The organism is Sphaerisporangium viridialbum, assembly GCF_049674955.1.
Lineage (GTDB): Bacteria > Actinomycetota > Actinomycetes > Streptosporangiales > Streptosporangiaceae > Sphaerisporangium > Sphaerisporangium viridialbum.
Genome location: NZ_CP187232.1, coordinates 1846154 through 1871078, shown reverse-complemented (window position 1 = coordinate 1871078; position 24925 = coordinate 1846154). Strand labels below are relative to the sequence as shown.

Annotated in this window: 17 protein-coding genes; 13 read left to right on the top strand and 4 right to left on the bottom strand. The window is 69.6% G+C overall.

Annotation, left to right across the window (positions count from 1 at the left end; translation table 11 throughout):
• Positions 1-32: 32 nt before the first annotated feature.
• Positions 33-3356 (bottom strand): BTAD domain-containing putative transcriptional regulator, encoded by a 3324-nt coding sequence (locus tag ACOZ38_RS08370; RefSeq protein WP_424529529.1) that lies wholly within the window; start codon positions 3354-3356, stop codon positions 33-35.
• 340 nt (positions 3357-3696) lie between these two features.
• Here ACOZ38_RS08370 and ACOZ38_RS08365 point away from each other — a divergent pair, with 340 nt between their 5' ends.
• Both ACOZ38_RS08365 and ACOZ38_RS08360 read left to right on the top strand, forming a co-directional pair.
• Entirely contained in the window at positions 3697-4449 is a 753-nt protein-coding gene (locus ACOZ38_RS08365; protein ID WP_424529528.1) for a sulfotransferase family protein, read from the top strand.
• Positions 4446-5630: a glycosyltransferase family 4 protein gene (locus tag ACOZ38_RS08360; RefSeq protein WP_424529527.1), complete on the top strand. Its 1185-nt coding sequence runs from the start codon at positions 4446-4448 to the stop codon at positions 5628-5630. The genes ACOZ38_RS08365 and ACOZ38_RS08360 overlap by 4 nt, the downstream gene beginning before the upstream one ends.
• Before the next feature lie 73 nt (positions 5631-5703).
• On the opposite strand, the gene ACOZ38_RS08355 is transcribed toward ACOZ38_RS08360, so the two are convergent.
• Together ACOZ38_RS08355 and ACOZ38_RS08350 are read right to left on the bottom strand one after the other, a co-directional pair.
• Positions 5704-7341, bottom strand: coding sequence for a glycosyl hydrolase family 8 (locus tag ACOZ38_RS08355; RefSeq protein ID WP_424529526.1), 1638 nt, complete (start codon positions 7339-7341; stop codon positions 5704-5706).
• A 507-nt stretch (positions 7342-7848) separates the two neighbouring features.
• A complete protein-coding gene (locus tag ACOZ38_RS08350; protein WP_424529525.1) occupies positions 7849-8157 on the bottom strand; it encodes a hypothetical protein in 309 nt (102 codons plus the stop codon).
• A 370-nt stretch (positions 8158-8527) separates the two neighbouring features.
• Between ACOZ38_RS08350 and ACOZ38_RS08345 the strand changes: the two genes are divergently transcribed.
• The 10 genes from ACOZ38_RS08345 (at position 8528) to ACOZ38_RS08300 (ending at position 21035) form a co-directional block, all read left to right on the top strand.
• The gene (locus ACOZ38_RS08345; protein WP_424529524.1) at positions 8528-9376 is read left to right on the top strand and encodes a helix-turn-helix domain-containing protein; all 849 of its coding nucleotides are present in this window, start codon (positions 8528-8530) and stop codon (positions 9374-9376) included.
• 217 nt (positions 9377-9593) lie between these two features.
• A complete protein-coding gene (locus tag ACOZ38_RS08340) occupies positions 9594-9998 on the top strand; it encodes a DUF397 domain-containing protein (protein ID WP_424529523.1) in 405 nt (134 codons plus the stop codon).
• 591 nt (positions 9999-10589) lie between these two features.
• Entirely contained in the window at positions 10590-10811 is a 222-nt protein-coding gene (locus ACOZ38_RS08335; RefSeq protein WP_405145163.1) for a DUF397 domain-containing protein, read from the top strand.
• 107 nt (positions 10812-10918) lie between these two features.
• On the top strand, positions 10919-11347 hold the full coding sequence (gene mscL / locus ACOZ38_RS08330; protein WP_424529522.1) for a large conductance mechanosensitive channel protein MscL: 429 nt from the start codon (positions 10919-10921) through the stop codon (positions 11345-11347).
• Positions 11348-11618: 271 nt separating this feature from the next.
• The gene (locus ACOZ38_RS08325) at positions 11619-13265 is read left to right on the top strand and encodes a PQQ-dependent sugar dehydrogenase (protein WP_424529521.1); all 1647 of its coding nucleotides are present in this window, start codon (positions 11619-11621) and stop codon (positions 13263-13265) included.
• Between the two features lie 81 nt (positions 13266-13346).
• On the top strand, positions 13347-14414 hold the full coding sequence (locus ACOZ38_RS08320; protein ID WP_424529520.1) for an LLM class flavin-dependent oxidoreductase: 1068 nt from the start codon (positions 13347-13349) through the stop codon (positions 14412-14414).
• Positions 14415-14824: 410 nt separating this feature from the next.
• A complete protein-coding gene (locus ACOZ38_RS08315) occupies positions 14825-15832 on the top strand; it encodes a LacI family DNA-binding transcriptional regulator (protein WP_405145159.1) in 1008 nt (335 codons plus the stop codon).
• Positions 15833-15842: 10 nt separating this feature from the next.
• Positions 15843-17327 carry a protein kinase domain-containing protein gene (locus tag ACOZ38_RS08310; protein ID WP_424529519.1) on the top strand — a complete coding sequence of 495 codons (1485 nt, stop codon included), beginning with the start codon at positions 15843-15845 and terminating at the stop codon, positions 17325-17327.
• Positions 17328-17738: 411 nt separating this feature from the next.
• Positions 17739-19349 (top strand): cellulase family glycosylhydrolase, encoded by a 1611-nt coding sequence (locus ACOZ38_RS08305; protein WP_424529518.1) that lies wholly within the window; start codon positions 17739-17741, stop codon positions 19347-19349.
• A 357-nt stretch (positions 19350-19706) separates the two neighbouring features.
• Positions 19707-21035 (top strand): ice-binding family protein, encoded by a 1329-nt coding sequence (locus ACOZ38_RS08300; protein ID WP_424529517.1) that lies wholly within the window; start codon positions 19707-19709, stop codon positions 21033-21035.
• A 188-nt stretch (positions 21036-21223) separates the two neighbouring features.
• Here ACOZ38_RS08300 and ACOZ38_RS08295 read toward each other — a convergent pair whose 3' ends face one another.
• Positions 21224-21559 carry a DUF6158 family protein gene (locus ACOZ38_RS08295; protein ID WP_424529516.1) on the bottom strand — a complete coding sequence of 112 codons (336 nt, stop codon included), beginning with the start codon at positions 21557-21559 and terminating at the stop codon, positions 21224-21226.
• 463 nt (positions 21560-22022) lie between these two features.
• Between ACOZ38_RS08295 and ACOZ38_RS08290 the strand changes: the two genes are divergently transcribed.
• Positions 22023-24917: a glycoside hydrolase family 48 protein gene (locus ACOZ38_RS08290; protein WP_424529515.1), complete on the top strand. Its 2895-nt coding sequence runs from the start codon at positions 22023-22025 to the stop codon at positions 24915-24917.
• The last annotated feature ends 8 nt before the right edge of the window (positions 24918-24925 follow it).

Genomic DNA, 24925 nt, shown 5'->3' with positions numbered 1-24925 from the left:
CGACACGAGCCAGGCTACTCGACATCGCCAGGTCAGCCCGCACCGGACACTCGCCTCTCGGCGGCTCGCGCCGCCTCCTCGCCGATCTCCTCGTCCCCGGTCACCTCGGCGAGCAGAGCCAGCACCGGCGCCTCGTAAAGCAGGGCGCCCGAGCTCCTGACGAAGTCCAGACCTTCCCTCAGGTGCCGCTCGGCGAGGGCCCCGTCGCCGAGGGCCACGGCCAGCCTGCCGAGGCACAGCTCGGCCAGCGACCAGCCGAACAGGCCGTTCTTGAGGGTGATCCGGTCGTACAGCGCACGCGCGGCGGCCGGGTCGCCCACGGCCAGGCAGATCTCGCTCAGCGCGTCGGCGATGAACCGGTAGTAGAGGTCGTGACCGACCGCCTCGAACCCGTCGGCGGACAGCTCCGCGAGGACCGCCCGCACCTCGCCGCGCCGGTCGAGGTGCTCACCGGCCGCGTCCGGGGCCGCCGCGCCCAGGTCGAGCAGGGCGAGGCAGCGCACGAGCCGCCTGCTCAGGTCGTCGGGACGTCCGGCGGGCATCACGTCGGCCATCGCGAGCGCCTCCGCCGCGCGACCGCGGGACCGCAGGACGAGCGCCCTGAACAGCTGAGTGCGGGCGTCGGGGTCGCCCCGGCCGAGCGCCCCCTCGGGGTGGGCGAGACCCGACTCCTCCGCGCGGGCGAGTGCCTCGCCGAACCGGCCGCGCAGGTAGGCCGTGACGGCCGTCTGCCAGGCCGCGAGGCTCACCATCGCGGGCTGGCGAAGGCTCAGGGCGGTCTCGTACAGCCAGGCCAGGAGCTCGTCGGCCCGGTCGAAGTCGCCCGCCGAGACGCGCATGATGTAGTCGGCCTCGCGCCCGAGCCACTCGTAGGGAAGGTCCCCGATCCTGACGCCGACCTCGATGATCTCGTCGACCAGGGCCTGCCGCTCGCGGGGGTCGGCGTCGCCGCGCAGCAGCATCTCGTGGGCGACGAGCGCGCGGAGCAGCGACCGGTCGTCCCCTGACCGCCTGGCCCGCCGTACGGCCTCCATGGCGAGGTCGCCGCTCTCCTCCATCGACCGCCGGTAGTAACCGGCCACCGCCAGCGCCGCCAGGAGTTGCGGCGCCCAGGGCGAGTCGCCGGGATGGTCGCGCAGGACCCGCTCGATGCGGGCGGCGAACCTGTCCATGCCGGCCCATTCCTCGAACATGAGCCAGTAGATCAGGTCGGAGAAGCCGAGAGCGGCGCGGGCGAGCCTGTCGATGTCGCCCATCTCCTCGGCGAGCGCGGCGGCCTCGTCCAGCGTGGCCCGCACCGCCGTGCTCATCCCCGCGGCCGCCTGCGCCTCCGCGAGGTCGAGGAGCAGGTCACAGCGCAAAGCCCGGTCCGCGGGGCGCTCGGTCAGCCGGACGGCCTGCCCGAGGTGCTCCACCGCGTCCTCGTAGGCGAACTGCCCCATGGCGTGGGCCGCCGCGCGGCGGGCGTAGTCGATCGCCTTGGCGGCCGTCCCCGAGAGGACCAGCCCCTCGCGGTAGTGGTGGGCGATCTCTGCCAGGGGCGCGTCGCCGCGGCGCTCCAGCACGAAGGCCACCCGCGCGTGCAGGCGGCGCCTGCGCAGCGGGGCGAGCCCTGAGCGCAGCACATCCCTGACGATGTCGTGGACGAACCGGTGGCCGATCGGCGGCTCGGCCCGCTCGGCGAGCAGCCCGGCGCGCACCGCCGCGTCGAGGATGTCGAGCACCTGGTCCTGCGGCACGTCGGCGATCTCGGCCAGCACGTCGAGCAGCACGTCCAGCCGGGCCTCCCTGCCGAGGAGCGCGGCCGAGGTCAGGACGTCGCCGGTGTGCGGCGGCAGCGCGGCGATGCGACCCATGACCACGTCGGAGACGGCCTCGGGCGCGGGGACGTCCTCGCCCAGCCGCACGACCTCGCCCAGGAAGAAGGGGTTCCCCGCCGTCAGCCACGCCATCCGGCCCGCGAGCGCCGGATCGGCGCCCGCCCGGCCGAGGTACTCGCCGATGGCGGTCTCGGACAGGCCACGCAGGGCGATCCGCTCGACGTGCGGCAGCCGTACGAGGGCCGAGAGGGGGCGGGACAGCGGCCGGCCGGCGTCGGTGTCCCGGTAGGTCGCCACGATGGTCAGCGCCGGGCACGCGCGGGTCGTCGCCAGGAACTCCAGCAGCCCGAGCGAGGAGACGTCCGCCCACTGGAGGTCGTCGAGGACGACGAGCACGCGGCCGTGCCCGTTCACCAGCCGGACGACCGCCTCGTAGAGCGGGAAGCCCTCCCCCGCGCCCGCCAGCTCGGCCAGCTCGCCCTCGCGCCCGGTGAGCTCGCGCACGGCCTGCGCCCACGGCCAGAACGGCGGGGCGCCGCTGCCGTCCCAGCACCGGCCGAACGCCACCGTACGGCCGGCGGCGCGGGCGGCCCGCGCGGCCTGCTCGGCGAGGCTCGTCTTGCCGATCCCCGGCTCTCCCGCGATCAGCACGACCCTGTGGTCCGCCGCGGCGACGGCGTCCGACAGCAGGGCGGACTCCCGCGCCCTGCCCACCAGCGGCGACGGCTCCGGCTCGGGCAGGGCGGGTGCGGCGGTGATCGTGCCGCGAGGGATCAGCGAGGGATCCTGGGCGAGTATCGCCCTCTCCATCTCGCGGGAGCCAGGGTCGGGGTCGAGGCCCAGCTCCTCGACCAGCAGCCGCCTTCCCTCGGCGAGCGTGGCCAGGGCGTCGGCCTGCCGTCCTGCCTGGTAGAGCGCGTGGGCGCGCAGGCGGCGCAGACGTTCACGCAAGGGAAACCCGGCGAGGAGCCGGGTCAGCTCGGGCACCATCCCGGCCCCGACGCCGAGACCGAGCTCCGCCTCGGCGGTGTCCTCCACCAGCGTCAGCCTCAGCTCGCCGAGGTGGGAGATCTCCGCACGCGCCCAGGAGTCCTCCTCGAAGCCCGAGAGCGGGTCTCCCCGCCACTCGGCGAGCGCGCGGCGCAGCTCGTCCCTCGCCCCGGCCAGGTCGCCGCGGCCGAGCAGCCGCGCCCCCTTCGCCGCGTGCGCCCTGGCCCGCGCGAGGTCGAGGCTCTCGTCGGGAACGACCAGGGCGTAACCCCCGAGCTTGCTCACGAGGATGCTGGGGGCCACCGCTCGGACGCGTCCGGGCTCCAGGATGCGGCGGAGCTTGGAGACGTACGCCTGGACGGTGTTGAGCGCGCCCGCGGGCGGCTCGTCCTCCCAGAGCGCCTCGATGATCCTCGCGGGGCTCATCGGGCGCGGCGCGGCCAGCATGCACATGGCCAGGACGGCCTGTTGCTGGTGCGGTCCGAGGTCAAGGGGGCTCTCGCCGTCGGCGAGCACGCAGACAGGACCAAGCAGGCGAAACTCCACGCAGCTCCCTTGGATGCCCGAGCAGGACTGCGCCGATATTAACCAGTGCCAACCCGGTCGCATACGGCATACCTGGCACGGTCCATCCAGTGTGCCGGAATTCCACTCAAGTGGCGAAACATGGTGGTAACACTCAGCTGACGTGCAGGAAGGCTCAGTGGATTCCCAGAAACGCTGGGTAGCGTGCACCGGCATGGATTGGAAGCGCAAAGCCAACGAGACCCTGGGCGGGTTCACGGGATTCCAGCTCAGCAGGGTCGGCCAGGCGGGGCCGTCCGGACCGGGGGTTGCTCCCGCGACCACCAGCCCTGTTAACACAGTTGAAACAATCAGGCCGCCAGTGGACCCGAAGACGGACCGCCTGCTGGTCGCGCCGGTCTTCGTCCTGTCGCCCGTGCGCTCCGGGTCCACGCTGCTCCGGGCGCTGCTCGACAGCCACTCGATGCTGCACGCCCCCCATGAGCTGCATGTACGGCGGCTGACCGTCGGCTTCGGCACGTCGCTGGCCGAGAAGGCGATGGACGCGCTCGGCCACAACCAGGCCGACCTGGAGCACCTGCTGTGGGACCGCGTGCTCCACCGCGAGCTGGCCAGGAGCGGCAAGCTGACCATCGTCGACAAGACGCCGGCCAACGCCTTCGCCTACAAGCGCATCGCCACCTGCTGGCCGGACGCCCGGTTCGTCTTCCTGCTGCGCCACCCGGTGTCCATCGCGCGGTCGTGGTACGAGGCGGGCGGGGAGAAGAGGTCGCCGGAGGCGGCGGCGCTGGACGCCCTGCGCTACATGAAGGCGGTCCAGAAGGCCAGGACGGCCCTCACCGGGCTGACCGTGCGCTACGAGGACCTGACCCGGGACCCCGAGAGCGAGACGCGGCGCGTCTGCGAATTCCTGGGCGTCCCCTGGGAGCGGGAGATGCTGTCCTACGGCGACCGCCTGCTGCTGGAGAAGGGCCTCGGCGACTGGAAGGACAAGATCCGTACCGGGACCGTGCAGCCGGGACGCGAGCTGCCGGGCGCGGACGAGATACCGGAGTCGCTGCGGCCGATCTGCGCCTGCTGGGGCTACACCGCGGACAAAGCGGAGGGCCCATGAGGATCCGCTACCTGCTCCTGCACGCGTACGGCATGGGCGGCACGATCCGCACCGTGATCAACCAGGCCGGCCACATGGCCGCCGCCGGGCACGACGTCCAGATCGTCAGCGTCGTGCGGCGCAGGAAGAAGCCGCGGTTCCCCGTAGACCCCCGCGTGGAGATCGTGACGCTGGCCGACCAGCGGGACGGCGTGCGGCGCGACTCGGTGGCGCGCCGGGCGTGGCGGAGGATGCGCGGCAAGGTCGTCCCCGCCGGCGAGTTCGCGGCGTCGTACTTCACCGAGCGCGTCGAGAAGGCGGTCATCGACTACGTCTCCTCCCTCGACTCCGGGGTGCTCGTGACAACCCGGCCGGCGCTGAACCTCATCTCCGCGCGCCACGCCCCAGAGCACGTGGTGCGGGTCGCGCAGGAGCACATGAACCTCGCCACCCACAGGGACGACGTGCGCGAGGAGATCGTGCGCCACTACGGCGGGCTCGACGCCGTGGTCGTGCTCACCGAGACCGACCGGGCGGACTACCAGCGGGTGCTGCCGGAGGCGCGGGTCCACCGCATCCCCAACGCGGTCCACATGCTCGGCCCCGCGACCTCCGGGGACGGCGGGCGCATCGTGGTCGCGGCCGGTCGCCTGTACGCGCAGAAGGGGTTCGACCTCCTCATCCCCGCCTTCGAGTGGGTGGCGCGCGCGCATCCCGACTGGCGGCTGCGCATCTACGGCACCGGCCCGAAGAAGGCGCAGCTGCAGGAGCTGATCGACCAGCGGCAGCTCGGGGACAACGTCTTCCTGATGGGACGCAGCGACCACCTCGACCAGGAGCTGGCGAAGGCTTCGATCTTCGTGCTCAGCTCCAGGTTCGAGGGGCTGCCCATGGTGATGATCGAGGCCATGACCCACGCGCTGGCGATCGTGAGCTTCGACTGCCCCACGGGGCCGGGGGACGTCATCACGCACGGGTCCGACGGGTTGCTCGTCGCTCCCGAGGATACCGGGGGGCTGGCCGAGGCCATGAACCGGCTGGTGGAGGACGCCGAACTCCGGAGGCGCCTCGGCGCCGAGGCCAGGAGGACGGTGCGGCGGTACTCGCCGGACGAGGTCATGCCGACCTGGGAGAGCCTGTTCACCGAGCTTCTGCGGGCCAAGCAGGACGGCGGCCACCGGACGCGCACGCCGAACGGCTAGCGCTTCACGCCGGGGCACGCCAGGGCACGCCGGGGCACGCCGCCCGGCCGGGGGGGGCCGGGCGGCGCGGGGGTCAGGGCACCCAGTAGTTGCCGCTCGCGATGATCATCACCTGGAGCTGGATGCTGGTCGAGTAGTAGTCGCTCGACGTGAACGAGGTGTTGAGCATCTTGGTCCACAGGGCGTCGAGCCATGCCTGGCTGCCGGGGTCGGTCATCGCCGCGACCGTGAACGGCGCGAAGAACGCCGGCTCGCTGCCGCTCTCGATCTGCGACCCCGCGAGCGAGTAGCCGACCGCGATCTTGGCGGGGTCGCCGCCCGTCTTGCCCTTGATCCAGGTGTTCAGCTTGCGCGCCGAGGCGAGCGAGGCGCTGTCGCCGCTGGTCACGGCGTCGGCGCCGATCCGCCACGGGTCACGGCAGGCGTTCCACCAGTACTTCCCGTCGTTGGGGTCCTCCAGCACCTGCCCGGGGGCGGGCTTCGGCGTGGAGTTGGTGTTCACGACGAAGTCCGCGAGCAGGCCGGTCGAGGAGGCGTAGGTGGCCTGCTGGGAGGTGATCAGGTTCTGGTGGGCGGTCCTGATGGTGTCCCAGGCGGTGTCGCCCGTCGCCTTCCTGAACGCCCTGAAGTGGTCGATCAGCCAGTCGGACGACCGGGTGATGTAGTAGGTGGAGTCCCCGGAGGTGCTCCAGTCGCCGAGCCGCATCAGGTGGGTGGCCGGGTTCACCTCGCTCGCCTTGATGGCGTTGATGTGCCTGGTCGCGAGGTCCTTGTAGTTGTAGGTGCCCGCGCTCCCCCACTGCCGGTCGGCGAGCAGGAGGCCGTAGGCCACGTCGAGGTCGCCGTCGGTCGCCGAGTCCGAGCCGTTCACGCTCTTGCAGGAGGTGTCCTGCTCGGCCGCCAGCAGGTTCGCGTTGTTCACCGAGGGGTGCGCGAGCATGTACTTCACCATGCCGTCGAACGCGGTCTTGGCGTTCGGGTCCGCCCCGGCCATCGTCGCGAGGACCACCATGCCGTAGCCCTGGCCCTCGGCGACGTACGGGTGGTCGGCGTCCGGCGAGATGACCTCGTACCAGCCGTTCCCGCAGTTCTGCTTCAGGAAGGCCGCCTTCCACTTGTTGTAGTAGGTGATGACGGCCTGGTCCAGCGTCGCCTGCGAGCCGGACGGCCTGAGGGTTCCCGAGGCGTACGGGACCAGGTGGCTTCCGAACGGCACGGCGGGGCCGCCACCGTCCGCCTGCGTCGTGACGGTCAGGTAGTCGACGTTGGGGCCGCCGTTGGCGGTCGTGGCCGTCGCCCGGATCGTGTTGACGCCCGCGTTCAGCGTCGCGGTCACCGTGCCGTCGGCCCAGGTGTCCCAGGAACCCGTCCCGGCGAACGCCTTGGCGGCGGCGACGACCGTGCCGTTCACGCTGATGTCCATCGGGCGGTTGACGGCGGTCCCGTTGGCGTAGCGCACCACCAGGCCGGCGCTGCCGGCAGTGGGCGCGTTGACCGACCACTGCACATAGCTACCGGAGACATTGGTGTAGTCGACGAAACCCGAGCCGGAGTAACCGGAGTGGTCGGCCGCCACCGAGCCCTGCGAGATCGTGGCGGCCTCCGCCTCGTACCGCGTGGAGGCGGCCGAGGCGCCGACCTGGGCCGTGGCGGCCAGCGCGAGGGTGAGCGTGACGAGGATGGTGGAGACGGTGCGTGGAAGGCGATGCACCTTGGCTGTCCTCTCCCTAGGGGGTGTTCGGGCGATGGGGCCAGGAGAGTTAAGAAAGCTTCTTAACAATTCTTGACCATAGGAACACCGTCAACTGGGCGCCGTCAAGCACCTGCGGGAGCGTATTCGGCGAGACTTGTCCGCGCAGTTCAGAGCAGCGGAAGGCCCCCGATGCGGCCCTGCCGTACCGGGTCGGCACTGTCAGGGCCGTCTTGTCAGGACGCGTCGTGGCGCGCCCGCCAAGGCGGTCCGGCAGCGCGGGCTCATGTGGTCGGAACGGTCGCACCGAGCCTTAGAGGCGTTTGTTAGTAAGGTTTCCTTACCTGCCTCTGCGGAGGACCGTAAGGCCGTCACGGCCGATCGTCAAGGTTCTCGTCACGCGCATGGCGGCGGGGGCGCCGCCGATCGGGCGGAACGGCTCAGTCGCTCTTCCTGGCGAGCGGGACGGCTCGAATGCTTTCCTGGCGAGTGGGACGGCTCGAATGCTTTCCAGCCGACCGGGACGGCTCAGGCGCTCTTCCTGGCGGCCGGAGGCTCGAAGAAGTTGAGCAGGCCGTCGCCCTTGCAGGTGCGGCACGTGCGGCCGCCTTCCCCCCTGCCGTCTCCCCCGCATGTGCAGCACACGACCACCCGGTCGAACCGGGGATCGCGGTAGGTGTGCCTGGTCCGGTACCGGCTGATCGCCCAGCCCTGCACCCACGCGAACCCGTCGATCTCAGCGAAAAAAGCGTCGCTGAGCTCCCAGTGGCGGGCCATCGCCTGCTCGCGTATGAGGGTCCATAGGTTGACTGCGATCCCGGTGGGGCTGACATTCATAGAGGATCGTCCTCTCGTCCGGGTGACGCGGGTGTTCCGGACCGGACCGATGCCCCACCACCGATCCAGCCTTGAGTCGGCTCCGAACCGGCCGTCCGGCTCGTCGCACGGCCGTCCCCGTCCCGCAGGGGCGCCACCCCGCCATGGCGCGACTTCACAGGGGTGGTATCAGCTGCGTTAGGGGCTACCCTTCTCTTTACCCTGGTTCATGCCAAGTGCAACCGCCAATGGCAATTGCCACAGGAAAGTGTCGTCGGCGTATACCTTCGGCGTCCACCCCGGGCGAATAGTGTTAGCTGTTAGCAACGGAGCTGCCTGGGCAAACTTGGGGGCACGCGGCGATGGCCGCATCAGGAAGAGGTGAGCGTCGATGGCCGGGGCGAATCCGACCCTACGGCGCCGTCAGCTCGCCACCCGCCTCCGCGAACTGAGAAAGGGCGCGGGGCTGAGCCTCGAAGAAGCCGCCCAGAGGCTCGAATGCTCGACGGCCAAGATCAGCCGCATAGAGACCGCCCAGCGGAGCGTCATTCCCCGGGACGTGCGCGACCTGTGCCAGATCTACGGGATCGACCAGGCGGAGGCCGACGCCCTCATCTCCATGGCCAGGGAAGCGCGCCAGGCCGGCTGGTGGCAGGAATACGAAGACCTGGACCTCGATCCGTATATCGGCCTCGAAAGCGAGGCGTCCTCCATCACGATGTACGAGACGACCACCGTTCCGAGCCTCCTGCAGACGGAGGACTACGCGCGGGAAGTGATCCGCGGATGCCTTCCGCGGATCAAGCAGGAGGTTCTCGAGGAGCGCGTCGACGCCCGCCTGAAGCGGCAGCGGCTCCACACCGAGGACGACCCGCCCAATTGCTGGGTGCTTCTCGACGAATCGGTCCTCCACCGTCACGTCGGCGGTCACTCCGTTATGCACGCCCAGCTTGAACGCGTCATCGAGCTCTCCGGCCTTCCCCATGTGATCATCCAGGTGATTCCCTTCACGGTCGGGGCGCACATCGGCTTCGACAGCATGTTCATCCTTCTGGAATTCCCCGACAACATGGTTCCGGACACCGTTTATGTCGAGTCTTTGATGGGCGATTTCTATCTCGAGAAGCCGCGCGAGCTGGAGCGCTTCCGCGAGGTCATCACCCACCTGCGGGCCGCGGCGCTGAATCCGCGCGACTCGGTTTCCCTGATCGCCGACATGCGCACGCGGTACGCGCCGTAGCGGGTGGGGCCCGGCGCACGGTGGGAGCCTCTCCCCCTTTTGCCGCGCTATACCCCATACAGGCCAAACCACGCATCATGTTCGAACGGGTACCGCAACGACACTTCGGACTATTCGCCCATATCGGACATGTAGCTATGGGAACTACGGGAGGAAGCTCCCGAGTAAATACAGATCTCTCCAACTTCGACCAGCTCAACCCCTTGATCGTGTTGACATGTCCCCAGTAGCTGCGATAAATGATCACCAGGAGCCCCCGCAAGCAGAGAGCCTGCCCTTCCACGGCCAGGTCTCAGCGGGGGCTCATGCCTATTTATCCGGCCCGATCAAGTCGGTCGCGCCCGTCCGGGGGACGCCATCGTCCGGATGGACGCACGGCGAGGGATCCTCAGTGACCTCAGGAGAGACGATGACGTCGCATCACCCTTTCGGGTATTCCGGCCCGCAGTGGCGGACCGCAAGCGGATGTAACAACGGAACCTGCGTGGAGGTCGCCGAGCTTCCGCACGGCGGCGTCGGGATCCGCGACAACAAGGACGGCAACAGCCCCGTCCTCGAATTCACCCTCGACGAGTTCCGCACCTTCGTGCGCGGCGTCAAGGCCGGCGAATTCGATATCTGATCCGGAGACCCCCGCTTCGCGGCCCGCTTTCGGGCCCCGGCGGATCCGGTGAGAGACAGTGCGACCGAGGACGCCGGCATCGGCGCTCCGGCCGCTGAGAAAGCAACCAGATCCTTCACCTAAAGGCCGACGGTCGCGGAAAGGCCCGGACGTTACGAGCGTCGGGCAGGCCCGCGGGAGCACCGCTCCCAATATGATGCGTGACAGTGGAATCCAGATGAAACGCGGGCGAGCAGGCGGCGCCGGACAGCTCTACCGGCGCCGTTTTCGAAGTCCGCCGCCGCGCCCACCGGCCCATCATGACCTGGCTTAACGCGATTCTTCAAGTTATTTCCGGCATTCTCGCCATTCGTACCCCCCGGCCGCCCGCGAAGCCCGTTCGCCATGCCCGGCCCCGCCGCGGGGAGCGGATCAGGGGAGATGGCCGTCGCATCTGGGATGGTTATTGACCCCAATGGTCACATCACTCGCTCGGACGCCTGGAACACCAGCGTGACGGCACCGTTTTTCCGAGCGGCGATCAACTATAATTTCGCCGAGCGCAATGCCCTGAGCGGAAATACGGCGAAGGTTTCATGGAGAGGGAGGCGCATGTCAGGCGAACCTGCGTTCCATGGGGTGACGTGGTACGCGGCTTGCAACAACGGCAGTTGTGTCGAGGTGGCGTACGACGACGGGTGGATCGGCGTGCGTGACGGCAAGGATGACGGAAGCCCGATCCTCGTCTACTCCGGCACCGAGTGGGAGTCCTTCATCGAGGCCGCCAAAGAGGGGCGGTTCGACCTCGACCGGCTTGTGACCGACAGCCGCTGAGCATGCCGCGAGCGCCCGCGCCTCTTCTACCTCGGCCGGGTTTGCGGAGGAACGTATGGGTAGCCGGAGACCTTTCCCCTTGCAACATTCCCCCGGAGGATACGCAGATGGGCGGATTCAAGAAGTTCTTGATGCGCGGCAATCTGGTGGAGCTCGCCGTCGCGGTCGTCGTCGGCGCCACCTTCAGCGGGCTGGTCCAGGCGCTGGTGGCCGACCTGGTGACACCACTGATCGGCGCGATCACCGGCGGCAGGCAGCCCGACTTCTCGCAGTACTCCTTCAAGCTCAACGGTTCTGAGTTCAAGTACGGCGACTTCATCAATCACCTGCTGACCTTCCTCATCATCGCCGCGGTGATCTACTGGCTGGTGGTCATGCCGATGACGCGGCTGATCGGCTTCTTCGACCGCGACAAGCAGGCGACCGAGAAGCAGTGCCCCGAGTGCCTGAGCGACATCCCGATCGACGCCCGCCGCTGCGCCTTCTGCACCGTCGAGCTCACCGCGGTTCCGGCCGGCGACCGGCCGCCCGCCTGACCCGGGGCCACCGGCACTTCGCGGGGGCACACCCCTGGTGACCGCCCCCGCGGTGCCTCCTGGACGTCCCGGCGAGCCGCTGCCACCGGTCTGCTATAGCTCCGGCATAGCCCCGGTGTCTTTTCGGCAAGAACCTTTACGAATCCACCTCTTCTGGGTGACCATGGGTGCGTTCCGCCCCTGCCGCGTCGCCGCATCGGCGAGACCCGCGATGTGACCTGCGGGTTGGCAGGCCCGATAGATCCAGCCTTTCGGTGATCTAGGAGGACTCATGCGCACACGGAACCGACGGTTACGCGGCTTCGGCCGCGTCGCCGCCGTACTCGCCGGGCTGCTGGTAACGGCCGCCGCGCCGCCTCAGACGCCGACCACGCCGGGCCGGCCGTCGTGCTCGGCCATCACCCCCACTGGCCTGACGCTGTCGTGGGGCGCCTCGACCGACGACGTGGGCGTCGCCGCGTACGACATCTACAACGACGGCAACAAGCTGGGCGAGGCCCCGGGAAACGCCACCTCCAAGGCGCTGACCGGGCTGTCCCCCGCCACCCGGTACCGCCTGTCGGTGTTCGCCCGTGACGCGGCCGGCAACGTGTCGCCGAGCAGCGCCCAGGCCGTCTGCACCACGCGGTCCAGCTCGGACACCCGGGCTCCGACGGCACCCTCTCGGCTCGGCTCCTCCAGCGTGGCCTCCACCAGCGCGCGCCTGTCCTGGACTGCCTCCACCGGCAACACCGGCGTCACCGCGTACGAGGTCAGGAGCGGTTCCAACGTCTACGCCACCGTGACCGGCACCCCGCCGGCCACCTCCGTCACCGTCACCGGCCTGGCGTGCAGCAGTCCGTACAAGCTGACCGTGGTCGCCAAGGACGCCGCGCAGAACGTCTCGGCGCCCAGCAACCCGGTGACGTTCACCACGACGTCGTGCGCGGGCGACGGGGGCACCCCCTCCGGGATCACCACCATCTCCACCGGCTGGTCGATCCCCTGGGGCACCTACTGGATGCCGGACGGGCGGACGGCCCTGGTGACCGAGCGGGACACGTTCAAGGTCTTCAAGGTCACGCCCGCCGGGGCGCGCACGCAGGTCGGCACGGTGCCGAACACGGTCACCACCGATGGCGAGGGCGGCCTGCTCGGAGTGGCGGTCGACCCGGCCTGGGCGAGCAACCACTACGTCTACTTCATGCACACGGCCTCTGAGGGCAACCGCGTCGTCCGGATGACCTACAACGGCACGACCCTGACCGGCTACACGATCCTGGTGCAGGGGATCAAGAAGAACCGCTACCACAACGGCGGCCGCCTGGCCTTCGGCCCCGACGGCTACCTCTACGCCTCCACCGGCGACGCGCAGACCTCCAGCCTGGCCCAGGACAGGAACTCGCTCAACGGCAAGATCCTCAGGATGACCACCACCGGAGCGCCCGCCCCCGGCAACCCCTTCGGCACGCTGGTCTACTCCTACGGGCACCGCAACCCGCAGGGCCTGGCCTTCGACCGCAACGGCCGGCTCTGGGAGGCGGAGTTCGGCGACAACTACGTCGACGAGCTCAACCTGATCAAACCCGGTGCCAACTACGGCTGGCCCACCTGCGAGGGCACCTGCGGCGTCTCGGGGATGACCAACCCCAAGGCGACGTGGCCGGTGTCCACCGCCTCTCCGAGCGGCATCGCGATCGTCCGCAACGTGGTCTACATGGCGGCCCTGCGAGGCGAGCGCCTCTGGAGGATCCCGATCAACGGCGACACCGAGGCCGTCGGCACCCCCACCGCCTACTACGTCGGCACTTACGGGCGCCTGCGGACCGTCACCAAGGTGCCGGGCGGCGACCAGCTCTGGCTGTCGACCACGAACGCCGACAACAACGGCGGCGCCGGCCCCGGCTCGGACCAGATCCTCCGCGTCACGATCTCCTAGCGCCTTCCCGGGTACGGCCGATGGCCGTACCCGATGGGGAGAGGCAGGAATAGCGGCTGTTGAGGGTGGGTTGTTCGGGCTGTGAGTGATCTGATCCGTGGTGTCGCCCGTGGCGAGTCGAGTGTCCCGCTCTCCATCCTCGACCTGGCCACCGTCGGCCACGGCGACACCCCAGCCGACGCCCTGCGGACGACCACCGAGCTCGCGCAGCGGGCCGAGGACTGGGGATACCACCGGTTCTGGGTGGCCGAGCACCACGGGATGCCGAGCGTCGCCAGCTCCTCCCCCGCCGTGCTCCTCGCCCACCTCGGCGCGAGCACCCGCGAGATCCGGCTGGGCTCGGGCGGCGTCATGCTGCCCAACCACGCCCCGCTCATCATCGCCGAGCAGTTCGGCACCCTGCACGCGCTGCATCCAGGACGTGTCGACCTCGGGCTCGGGCGCGCGCCCGGCACCGACCAGGCGACCGCCCGGGCGCTGCGCCGTACGGCCACCCCGGACGCCGACGACTTCCCCCAGCAGCTCGCCGAGCTCATCGCCTTCCTGGACGACAGCTACCCGGCCGGGCACCAGTACGAGCACATCAGGGCCGTCCCCGGCGAGGCGAGCGCCCCCGGCTCCGGACGCCCTCCGATCTGGCTGCTCGGCTCAAGCGGCTTCAGCGCCCAGCTCGCGGGGCTGCTCGGACTGCCGTTCGCCTTCGCTCACCACTTCAGCGCGGCCAACACGCTGCCCGCCCTGGAGATCTACCGCTCGGCGTTCACCCCGTCCGGCGTGCTCAACCGGCCGTACGCGATGATCGGCGTCGGCGCGGTGGCGGCGGACACGGCCGAGGAGGCGCTGCGCAGGGCGCGCACGGGCGCGCTCGGCATGCTGCGGCTGCGGCGCGGGCAGCCCGCCCCGCTGCCCACACCGGAGGAGGCCGAGGCGTATCCCTACAGCCCGGTCGAGCAGCAGTTCGTCAGCGACTGGCTCTCGAACCTCGTCTACGGCGACCCGGCCACCGTGCGCGCCGGCCTCGAGGCGCTGCGCGAGCGTACCGGCGCGGATGAGCTCATGATCACCACCGGGGTCCACGGGGGCGAGGCGCGGCTCCGCTCGTACGAGCTGATCGCCGACGCGTACGGCATGAACAAGCCGGCGCACTAACCGGCCGAACGGGCTGCAATCCGGCAGACGCCACGAAGGACGTCCAGGACGGGCATACCGCCCAGGCCGCTGCCGACCGGATCGACCGGCCGCACGGGAGGCCTCGGTAACATCCCGGTAACACGAGCGGCCGGCGACCGCCGGTCATCTCGCCCCGCCCGGCGGAGCTGAGCAGGCAGACCGGGGTCCGCCGCTTCCGCCCGCCGCCCCGGCTCGCGGGCCCCGGCCCCCCGACTTCACCAGGAAACTCTGACTGGGACCTTTCTTCGACTGGAATATGTCCGTAACATCGCCTCCAGATCGGCGTGGAACATTTATCGGAAACATCTGTTGACACGCAAGAAATACTGTTATTGTAATGGGAGCGCTCCCACGCCTTCGCGATATACCTTGAAAGCGGAGGAAGCCGGATGGCTGACCAGCCCACGCTTGCCCAGGTAGCAGCCGAAGCAGGGGTCTCCCCCGCCACGGCCTCACGCGTTCTCACCGGATCCGTCCGTGTGAGCACCTCCACCCGCCGCCAGGTCCATGACGCCATGTCACGTCTGGGTTACGTGCGGCACCGCGCGCCCCGCGGGACTTCGGCCCGGCGGTCCGACCAGCTTGTCGCGGCGGTGATCTGCGAGCACACCCAGCGCATGTTCTCCGAACCGTTCTACGCACGACTGCTGTCCGCCGCGGACGAGGTCTTCACCAGCTACGGCGTGCCCTTCGTCGTCATGACCGCCACACCGGCGACGTCGACGATCGCCGCGCCACCGCTGGTGACGGGATCCTTCGACGGCGTCCTGCTCGCGGGCGCCAGGGAGCGACATCCCCTCGCGGTCACCCTGGCCGCCTCGGGCATCGCCGTACGGAGCGCGGGCCGCCCGCCGGACGGCATCGACCTGCCCTTCGTCGACATGGACAACTTCGACGGAGCCCGCCAGGCGGCGGAGCACCTCCTGCTGACGAACCGGCGGGCGATCACGGTGATCGCGGGGCCGCCGACGCTGCCCGGTGCCCGAGATCGCCTCGACGGGTTCCTCAAGACGCTCAACGCGGCCGGGATGACCGACGTCCCTGTGGCGTACGGCGACTTCACCCACGCGTCGGGCGCGCACGCCATGCAGTGGCTTCTGCAGCGCTCGCCGCACCTCGACGCGGTCTTCGCCGCCTCCGACCCCATGGCGGCGGGGGCGATGCAGGCCCTGCGGCGCGCGGGACGCCGGGTGCCCGACGACGTGGCCGTGGTCGGGTTCGACGACGCCCCGCTCGCCAGGCACACCTCGCCCACGCTGACCACCGTCCGCCAGCCCGTCGAGGAGCTCGCGGTGCTGGCGGCCAGGATGCTGCTCATGTCGATCACCTCGGAGGACGAGGTGCCGCACGGCAACCCGATTCTGCCCACGGAGCTGGTGGTCCGTGAATCAACTTGATTCGGGAGGCATGCGGGAAGGTGATGTGCTCACGCGCAGATACCGGCTCGTCGAGCAGATCGCGTCGGGAGGGATGTCCGCCATCTGGCGGGCGTTCGACCAGTCGCTTCACCGTACGGTCGCGATCAAGGTGCTGGACGGCAGCGTCGGCGGCGACCACGGTGGCCGCGACCTCATCCGGAGGGAGGCGCGGGCGACCGCCCGCCTGATCCATCCGGACGCGATCGAGGTCTACGACTACGGCGAGACGGTCACCGCCCGGGGCAGGCTCGCCGCGTACGTCGTGATGCGCCTGCTGGACGGCCGCCCGCTCTCCGAGAGGATCACCGAGGGGCCCCTGCCCTGGCGGGAGGCCGCGGTCATCGGGGCCCGGGTGGCCCTGGTGCTCGCGGCCGCCCACCAGCGCGGCATCGTCCACCGCGACGTCACGGCCGAGAACGTGCTGCTCACGCCCGAGGGCGCCAAGCTGCTCGACTTCGGGATAGCGGCGTTCGTGGGCGAGCAGGTCGACAAGCGGCTGGCCGACTTCGGCACCCCGCCGTACGTGGCGCCCGAGCGCCTGACCTGCGCCAGCGTGCATCCCGCCGTCGACGTGTACGCGCTCGGCGTGCTGCTGTTCGAGATGCTCACCGCCGCCCACCCCTACCCTGAGACCACCTGGGAGGGGCTGGAGGCGGCCCGCCGCACCGGCCCGCCGCCGGCGCCGAGCGGGGTGCCCGGCCTGCCGCCCGAGGTGGCCGAGCTGTGCAGGAGCTGCCTGTCCCAGGAGCCTGGCGACCGGCCGAGCGCGCAGCACGTGGCCGAGACGCTCACCGCGTCGCTCAGCGCTTCGGTCGCCGCCGTCCGCGAGACGGCCGTGTGGATGCGGCGGGCGCGGATGGCCTCCGTGGCGGTCGCCGCGCTGGCCACCTGGACCGCCGCCCTGCTGTGGATACAACCTGACCTGCCGGGGCCGGTCGCGGCGGCGGTCAGCAGCCGGTCCACCGAGGCGGGGCCGAGCGGCACCCCGGCGCCGGAGAGCTCCGACCGGCACTCGGGCGCGCTCGCCGAGCCGATCTCGGAAGGGAGCGGATCCGAGGCGCCGGACCGGTCCCCCGCCACCGCCGCGTCCCAGCCGGAGGCGTCCTCCCCGCCGAGGTCGCCAGGACCCTCGCGGTCACCGCGCTCGCCGGACCCGCCCGCCGCCGAGCCGGAGCGTACGGCGGCCCCGGCCGGCACGCGCGCCCTTCCGACGCTCACCCAGGCCGTGGGGCGGTTCGACGCGGCCCTCGCGGCGGGCGAGACGACCGGAGAGATCCGCGCCGACGTCGCGCTCGACCTGCGGCAGGTGGTGCACAACCTCCTGCAGTCGCTCGGCGACCCCGGAGAAGGGCTGAAGGGCGTGCGCAGGAAGCTGGACGACCGGGCGCGGGAGGGAGGCCTGACACCCGGGGTCCACGCCGAGCTGGATCGGGGGCTCACCCTGATCGGCGCGGCGCTCCAGAAGGCGGCCTGATAAATCGACGCTTCATTCGAATACTTTTCCGCCGCATTCCACTTGAGGTCGCGGGACCCCTTTTCATGAATAGGGGTCCCGCGACCTTCTGAATGTTCTTGACTACGGCTTCCTGACTACGATCTTGCCCATCCGGCAGGCGGCACCCCGTTGGTGGGAGCGCTCCCAGCCTCTGGGCCCTCCAGTGCCCGCCCCGGCACCGGTCGCCGGCATGAAAGTTACATACGTCCGCGCAGGTCATCGGAGGAACGGCTCCGGTCGCGGTTGACGTGCCGGAAAAGCGCGCCGAAGCATGACGAGCGCGGCCCGGCCATACCCGGCCACCGCCGGCGGCCCCGGCCGTACCCGGTCGCGACCACCACGCCTCCCGGCGGTGCCGTCGCGCCTCGCCTCATTGATGAAGGGCACCCGATGAAATCTGCATGGAGCGGCAGGAGGTGGCAGGCCGCGCTCACCGTGGTCGCCACCACCGCCGCCACCACCGCGCTGGCGGTCACGCTCGGCTCGGCCCCCGCCCAGGCGGCGGGCGGCACCGGCACGGGCTACCTGCACACCAGCGGCAACAAGATCGTCGACAGTACCGGCGCCACCGTCCGGCTGACCGGCATCAACTGGTTCGGCATGGAGACCGACAACAAGACCTTCCACGGCCTGTGGGCGAACAATCCCTGGAAGAGCCAGCTAGACCTCATGGCGAGCCTCGGCTACAACACGATCCGGGTGCCGTTCTCCGACGACGCCATCAAGCCCGGCGCGGTCGCGACCAGCGTGAACACCTACAGCAACCCCGATCTCGTCGGGCTGTCGCCCATGCAGATCCTGGACAAGGTCGTGGAGTACTCCGGGACCAAGGGGATGCGCATCATCCTCGACCGGCACCGGCCCACCTCGGCGGGGCAGACCGCGCTCTGGTACACCTCGGGGGTCCCCGAGAGCACCTGGATCAACGACTGGAAGTCGCTCGCGCAGCACTACGCGGGCAACACCACCGTCATCGGCGCCGACCTGCACAACGAGCCGCACGCCGACGGCACCGAGCCGCAGAGCACCGGCTCCTGCTGGGGCTGTGGCGACACCGCCCGCGACTGGCGGCTCGCCGCCGAGCGCGCGGGGAACGCGATCCTGTCGGTGCAGCCCAACTGGCTCATCTTCGTGGAGGGCGTGAGCTGCCCGAGCGGCGGCAACGCCAACGTCTGGGACAACATCCCCGACGAGCCCTGCGGCTGGTGGGGCGGCAACCTCTCCAAGGCCGGGGAATTCCCGGTGCGGCTGAACGTGGCCAACCGGCTCGTCTACTCCCCCCACGAGTACGCCACCTCGGTCTTCCACCAGACGTGGTTCGACGACCCGGCGTACCCGGCGAACATGCCCGCCATCTGGGACCGGTTCTGGGGCTACCTGTACAAGCAGAACATCGCGCCCATCATGATGGGCGAGTTCGGCACCACGCTGGCCAGCAACACCGACAAGATCTGGCTCCAGGAGCTGATGAAGTACACCGGAACCGGCGTGAACGGCATGTCCTTCACCTACTGGTCCTGGAACCCCAACTCTGGTGACACCGGCGGCATCCTGAAGGACGACTGGGCGACTGTCGACCAGGCCAAGCAGAGCATCCTGCAGCCGTACCTCATCCCGCCCACGGGCGGCGGCGGAGGCGGGGGCGGCACCCCCTCGCCCACGCCCACGCCGACGCCCACGCCGACGCCCACCCCGCCCCCGACCACCACCTGCGGGACGACGTACGCGGTGACGAACTCCTGGTCGGGCGGGTTCCAGGCCGGGCTCACCGTGAAGAACAACGGCACGGCGAGCTGGAACAACTGGTCGGTGAGGTGGACGATGCCGTCCGGGGTGACCCTCAGCAGCGGATGGAACGCCACGGTCACGCAGAGCGGGACCACCTTCACCGCGAAGGCCCCGACCTACGCGGCGAACCTCGCGCCCGGGCAGTCGGTCGTCGTGGGCTTCAACGCCAACGGGCCCTCGACCCCCGGACCGTCCAACATCATCTGCTCGTAGAGCGTCAGGGTCCAGCGGACCCGCCGACGCCGACGAGGGCGTGCCGACACCCGGCACGCCCTCGTTTCATTACCAGAGCCGGACGAAAAACGCTTCACCGGAATAACGCTAATGTCACCCGACGGCGGGTGACATTTCCTTTTTATCCGCAGATGGGCCCGGATTTAAATCTTCCGCATGTCGCATGACGATAGTGACGCCAACGGTAAGTACGGTGGATCTCGAGACGCATCATCGGCAATGCGTTTTCACATAGCAATACTAGAAGCAAAGGACCGCTTTATGAAAGATGCCAGTCGGCCTCGCGTCGGGCCACGACATTTCGTCCGTTCCTTGCTGGCAGCGGCTCTCCCAGCGATGGTCGCGATGGGAGTCGTCATCGCGACACCACATACGGCGAGCGCGGCCGTAGCGCCGGTCCCGCTCGGCACGGCCGGGAACTTCGCGGTTCTGGCCGGAACGGGCGTCACGAACTCCGGGGCCACGTCCGTCACCGGAGACCTCGGTGAGAGCCCCAGCGCGACAGTGGTGGGCTTCCCGCCCGGCATCATCGCCGGAACGATGCACGCGGGCGACGCGACCGCCGGGCAGGCTCAGACGGACCTGACCGCCGCCTACAACAACGCCTCCACCCGTACGGCCACCGCCACCGTGGCGAGTGAGCTGGGAGGCACCACGAAGACGCCGGGTGTCTACAACTCCACCTCGAGCTTCTTCACCATCAACGGGAACCTGGTCCTCGACGCGCAGGGAGACCCGAACGCGGTCTTCATCTTCCAGTCGGCCTCGACGCTCGTCACCGGGCCCGGCAGCACGGTGACCCTCACCGGCGGCGCCCAGGCCTGCAACGTCATCTGGGCGGTCGCGGGCACGGCCACGCTGGGCGCGACGTCCAGGTTCGCCGGAAGCCTCCTCGGGCTGGCCTCCATCGCCGTCGGCACCGGCGCCACCGTGAACGGCCGCCTTCTCGCCAAGACCACCGTCACCCTGGACACCGACGCCGTCACCCGGCCCATCTGCCAGAGCGCCAGGTCGACCACGACGACGCTGGTCTCGTCGTGCACGGCCATAGGGACCCAGGGCCCGCTGACCCTGACCGCGACGGTGCGAAGCGGGAGCGGCACCGTTCCGACCGGCCAGGTCATCTTCACCAGTGACGGCGTCAGCCTGGGCGCGGCGCAGATCGACGGGAACGGACGCGCCACGCTGACCTCGCCGAACCTGGCGGAAGGCGTGCGCCGGATCATCGCCGGCTACCCGGGCACGACGCTGATGGACCCCAGCACATCGTCGGTCCTGCTGCTGCGCGTCGGCCCTAACCACACCTGCCCCGCCGAGCAGAAGTGCGACAAGGACGAGAAGGGCAAGGAGGACAAGGAGGACAAGGAGGTCAGCACCACCGACCGTGACGAGAACCGGCTCCTCAGGAACCACCGCAGGGACCGGTTCCACCACCACCGGCACCACGGCCGCCTCGTCACCGTCCAGACCCTGCACACGCTGCACGGCGTGGTCCACGAGGGCGGGGGCGGCGGGCACCACTCCAGCTACCACGCCGGGTCCGGGCACCACCCCGTTCACCACCACAAGGTGTACTACAAGGCTCACAAGAAGCCGCGCATGCACCATCACTACCATCACCGGCACTATTACCGGCCGCGTCCGCACGTCGGCGTCACCGGATGACGTGAGGTCGTGAAATAACCGCGGGGCCCGTCCGATCCCATCGGACGGGCCCCATTTCATGAGCGGCAGCGATTCTCCGGTGCGGCGGCGCTGTTTTCTCCCGCCATTCGGCCGGAGCCGCCGGCCACCGGATTTCCAGCTATTTCTCGTGCTCGGTTTTACCGGACTTCATCCGTGGCCGGCTGAGATCAGGTGCCGTTCGCGCCGGGGAGGCCGCCCGGCCCCCATGGCGCGGGGCCGCTGGACGGTTCCCGCGTGGCGGTCTCCCACGGAGACGCGGCGGGCTCGTCCCCGGGCGTCCGATCGGAGGCGGCCCGCTCCGGAGCCGTCTCCCCCGGGACGGCCGGCTCGTCGTCCCGCTTACGGCGGTCGAACTCCTCCTCCAGTTCGCGAGTGCGGGACGCGAAGTCGTCCAGGGCGTCCTCGGAACCGCGCAGCAGCGTCTCCATCCATGACTCCTCGAGCTCTCTCAGCTCGTCGCGCAGATCTCGCACGCTCAGGTTTCTCGGATCGACTCTGTTCATGACACCACCCTGTACCCAGTGACCCGAATCAGTCACCTCCCTACAAAGCGGCATATCTCACACTCGCTGGGTAGCCGGGCCGGCCGCCGGGCGCCGGTTCCCCGCCGTCACCTGGGAGCCCGGCATGATCCACTGACCTGCGGCCGGACCCCGCCCGGCCCCCTCGGCCGACCTGAAAGTTTCAGGAGCCGACCGGCGGACGGCGTAAGGCCCGCGTAAGAACAGGCTGGCTGGCGATGCCGCGCGCGTCCACGCGCTGAAATCCGCCTGACACGTCATTGACATCTTCGTTGTACTCACCAGAATCCGATGTGGGAGCGCTCCCATATCACACCACCTTCCTCACCCGGTACGAGACCGACGCTGTGCCAACTTCTGTACCATCCATCGCCTTTCATCACCTTGGAGTACGTTCAGAATGTCAACACCATCGTTAGGGGCGGGAGCGCTCCCACGTTCACGGATGAAAAGACGTGGCGTGTGGGTCGCGCTCACCAGCCTGGCGGCCGGCCTCTTCACCGTCCTGGCCTCCGTACCGGCTTCCGCGGCCGTCGCCTGTACGGTCGACTACGTCGACAACAACTGGGGTGGCGGCGGCTTCGGCGCCAGCCTTAAGGTCACCAACAAGGGCGACGCCTGGACCAACTGGACCCTGACCTTCACCCTCCCGGGGAACGAGAAGGTCGCCCAGGGGTGGAGCGCCGACTGGACACAGAGTGGCCAGAACGTGACGGCCAAGAGCCTGAGCTGGAACGGCGCCCTCAGCAACGGCCAGTCGACGGACATCGGCTTCAACGGCTCCTACACCGGCACCTACGCCGGCAAGCCGACCTCGTTCACCGTCAACGGCGTCACCTGCAACGGGGGCACCCCGGTCAACCAGCCGCCCACCGTGAGCCTGACCTCGCCGACCGCCGGCCAGACCTTCACCGCGCCCGCCACGGTCAACCTGGCCGCCACGGCCGCCGACAGCGACGGCACGGTCTCCAAGGTCGACTTCTACAACGGCACCACGCTGCTCGGCACGGACACCACCGCCCCTTACACCTACAGCTGGACGGGCGTCGCGGCGGGCAGCTACTCGCTCACGGCGAAGGCGACCGACAACCTCGGCGCCACGACCACGTCGAGCCCGGTGGGGATCACGGTGTCCGGCACCACGGCGTCCACCATCGTCGTGAGCCCGACGACCTTGGTCGTCCCGAGAGGCGGCACCGCGACGTACGCGGTGAGCCTGTCGAAGGCACCCACCGCCAACGTGACCGTGGCCACCACCAAGGCCACCGGTGGCAGCGCCGACCTCAGCGTGCAGTCCGGAGCGTCGCTGACGTTCACGCCTTCCAACTGGAACACGGCGCAGAACGTCACCATCGCCGCCGCCAACACGACCGGCACCGGCACCGCGACGTTCAACTCGGCCGCCTCCGGCTGGACCACCGGCTCGGTCACCGCCACCAAGGCGGACGACGGTGGCACGGGCAACGAGTACATCACCCGCTTCACCACGCTGTACAACAAGCTGCACGACCCGGCCAACGGGTACTTCTCGCCGCAGGGCGTGCCGTACCACTCGGTCGAGACCCTGATGGTCGAGGCACCCGACCAGGGCCACGAGACGACCTCCGAGGCGTTCAGCTACATGCTGTGGCTGGAGGCGGTGTACGGGCAGGTCACCGGCACGTGGACCAGGTTCAACGACGCCTGGGCGACGATGGAGAAGTACATCATCCCCGCCACGGCCGACCAGCCGACCAACTCCTTCTACAACGCCGGCAAGCCGGCCACCTACGCCGGTGAGTGGGACGACATCAAGCAGTACCCCTCGAAGCTGGACGGCAACGTCTCGGTCGGCGTCGACCCCATCGCGGGCGAGCTGAAGACCGCGTACGGCAACAGCGACGTGTACGGCATGCACTGGCTGCTCGACGTCGACAACACCTACGGGTTCGGCCGCTGCGGCGACGGCACCACCAAGCCCGCCTACATCAACACCTACCAGCGCGGGCCGGAGGAGTCGGTCTTCGAGACCGTGCCCCAGCCGTCCTGCGACACGTTCAAGTTCGGCGGCCCGAACGGCTACCTGGACCTGTTCACCGGTGACAGCTCCTACGCCAAGCAGTGGAAGTACACCAACGCCCCCGACGCCGACGCGCGCGCCGTCCAGGCCGCCTACTGGGCGTACACCTGGGCCACCGCGCAGGGCAAGGGCTCGCAGGTCTCGGCGACCGTCGCCAAGGCCGCGAAGATGGGCGACTACCTCCGCTACGCGATGTACGACAAGTACTTCAAGAAGGAGGGCTGCACCAGCACCTCCTGCGCGGCGGGCACCGGCAAGGACAGCTCGGCCTACCTGCTCTCCTGGTACTACGCCTGGGGCGGCGCGTCCGACTCCTCCGCCGGCTGGGCATGGCGCATCGGCTCCAGCCACAACCACTCCGGCTACCAGAACCCGCTCGCGGCCTGGGCCCTGTCGAACGTGGACGCGCTCAAGCCCAAGGGCACGACCGCCGTGGCCGACTGGAGCACCAGCCTGACGCGGCAGCTGGAGTTCTACCGCTGGCTGCAGTCGACCGAGGGCGCGATCGCGGGCGGCGCGACCAACAGCTGGCAGGGTCACTACGCGGCCCCGCCGGCCGGCACGCCGACCTTCTACGGCATGGCGTACGACTGGCAGCCCGTCTACCACGACCCGCCGTCGAACCAGTGGTTCGGTTTCCAGGCGTGGTCGATGGAGCGGGTGGCGGAGTACTACTACGCCAGCGGCAACGCCACCGCCAAGGCCGTCCTCGACAAGTGGGTCGCCTGGGCCAGCGCCAACACCACGGTCAACACCGACGGCACCTTCCAGATCCCGTCGACGCTGAGGTGGACCGGCCAGCCGGACACCTGGAACGCCTCGAGCCCCGGCTCGAACGCGAGCCTGCACGTGAGCATCGCGGACTACACCAACGACGTCGGCGTCGCCGGCTCCTACGCCAAGGTCCTGATGTACTACGCCGCCAAGGCCAACAACACGGCGGCGAAGAACCTCGCCAAGGCGCTGCTCGACGGCATCTGGAAGAACAACCAGGACGCCAAGGGCGTGTCGGTGCCGGAGACCAAGGCCGACTACCGCCGCCTCAACGACCCGATCTACATCCCCGCCGGCTGGACCGGCAAGATGCCGAACGGCGACCCGATCAACTCCAGCTCCACCTTCATCTCGATCAGGTCCTGGTACAAGAACGACCCGGACTGGCCGAAGGTGCAGAACTACCTGAACGGCACGGCTCCGGCCCCGACGTTCAACTACCACCGGTTCTGGGCGCAGGCCGACGTCGCCATCGCCCTCGCCGAGTACGGGCGGCTCTTCCCCTGATCCGACCG

Bases quoted from the DNA above. Each gene is read 5' to 3' on its own strand.
- ACOZ38_RS08360 (WP_424529527.1), top strand. From the start codon at position 4,446: ATGAGGATCCGCTACCTGCTCCTGCACGCGTACGGCATGGGCGGCACG.
- ACOZ38_RS08350 (WP_424529525.1), bottom strand. From the start codon at position 8,157: ATGAATGTCAGCCCCACCGGGATCGCAGTCAACCTATGGACCCTCATA.
- ACOZ38_RS08345 (WP_424529524.1), top strand. From the start codon at position 8,528: ATGGCCGGGGCGAATCCGACCCTACGGCGCCGTCAGCTCGCCACCCGC.
- ACOZ38_RS08340 (WP_424529523.1), top strand. From the start codon at position 9,594: ATGTCCCCAGTAGCTGCGATAAATGATCACCAGGAGCCCCCGCAAGCA.
- ACOZ38_RS08335 (WP_405145163.1), top strand. From the start codon at position 10,590: ATGTCAGGCGAACCTGCGTTCCATGGGGTGACGTGGTACGCGGCTTGC.
- mscL (WP_424529522.1), top strand. From the start codon at position 10,919: ATGGGCGGATTCAAGAAGTTCTTGATGCGCGGCAATCTGGTGGAGCTC.
- ACOZ38_RS08325 (WP_424529521.1), top strand. From the start codon at position 11,619: ATGCGCACACGGAACCGACGGTTACGCGGCTTCGGCCGCGTCGCCGCC.
- ACOZ38_RS08315 (WP_405145159.1), top strand. From the start codon at position 14,825: ATGGCTGACCAGCCCACGCTTGCCCAGGTAGCAGCCGAAGCAGGGGTC.
- ACOZ38_RS08310 (WP_424529519.1), top strand. From the start codon at position 15,843: ATGCGGGAAGGTGATGTGCTCACGCGCAGATACCGGCTCGTCGAGCAG.
- ACOZ38_RS08305 (WP_424529518.1), top strand. From the start codon at position 17,739: ATGAAATCTGCATGGAGCGGCAGGAGGTGGCAGGCCGCGCTCACCGTG.
- ACOZ38_RS08300 (WP_424529517.1), top strand. From the start codon at position 19,707: ATGGTCGCGATGGGAGTCGTCATCGCGACACCACATACGGCGAGCGCG.
- ACOZ38_RS08295 (WP_424529516.1), bottom strand. From the start codon at position 21,559: ATGAACAGAGTCGATCCGAGAAACCTGAGCGTGCGAGATCTGCGCGAC.
- ACOZ38_RS08290 (WP_424529515.1), top strand. From the start codon at position 22,023: ATGAAAAGACGTGGCGTGTGGGTCGCGCTCACCAGCCTGGCGGCCGGC.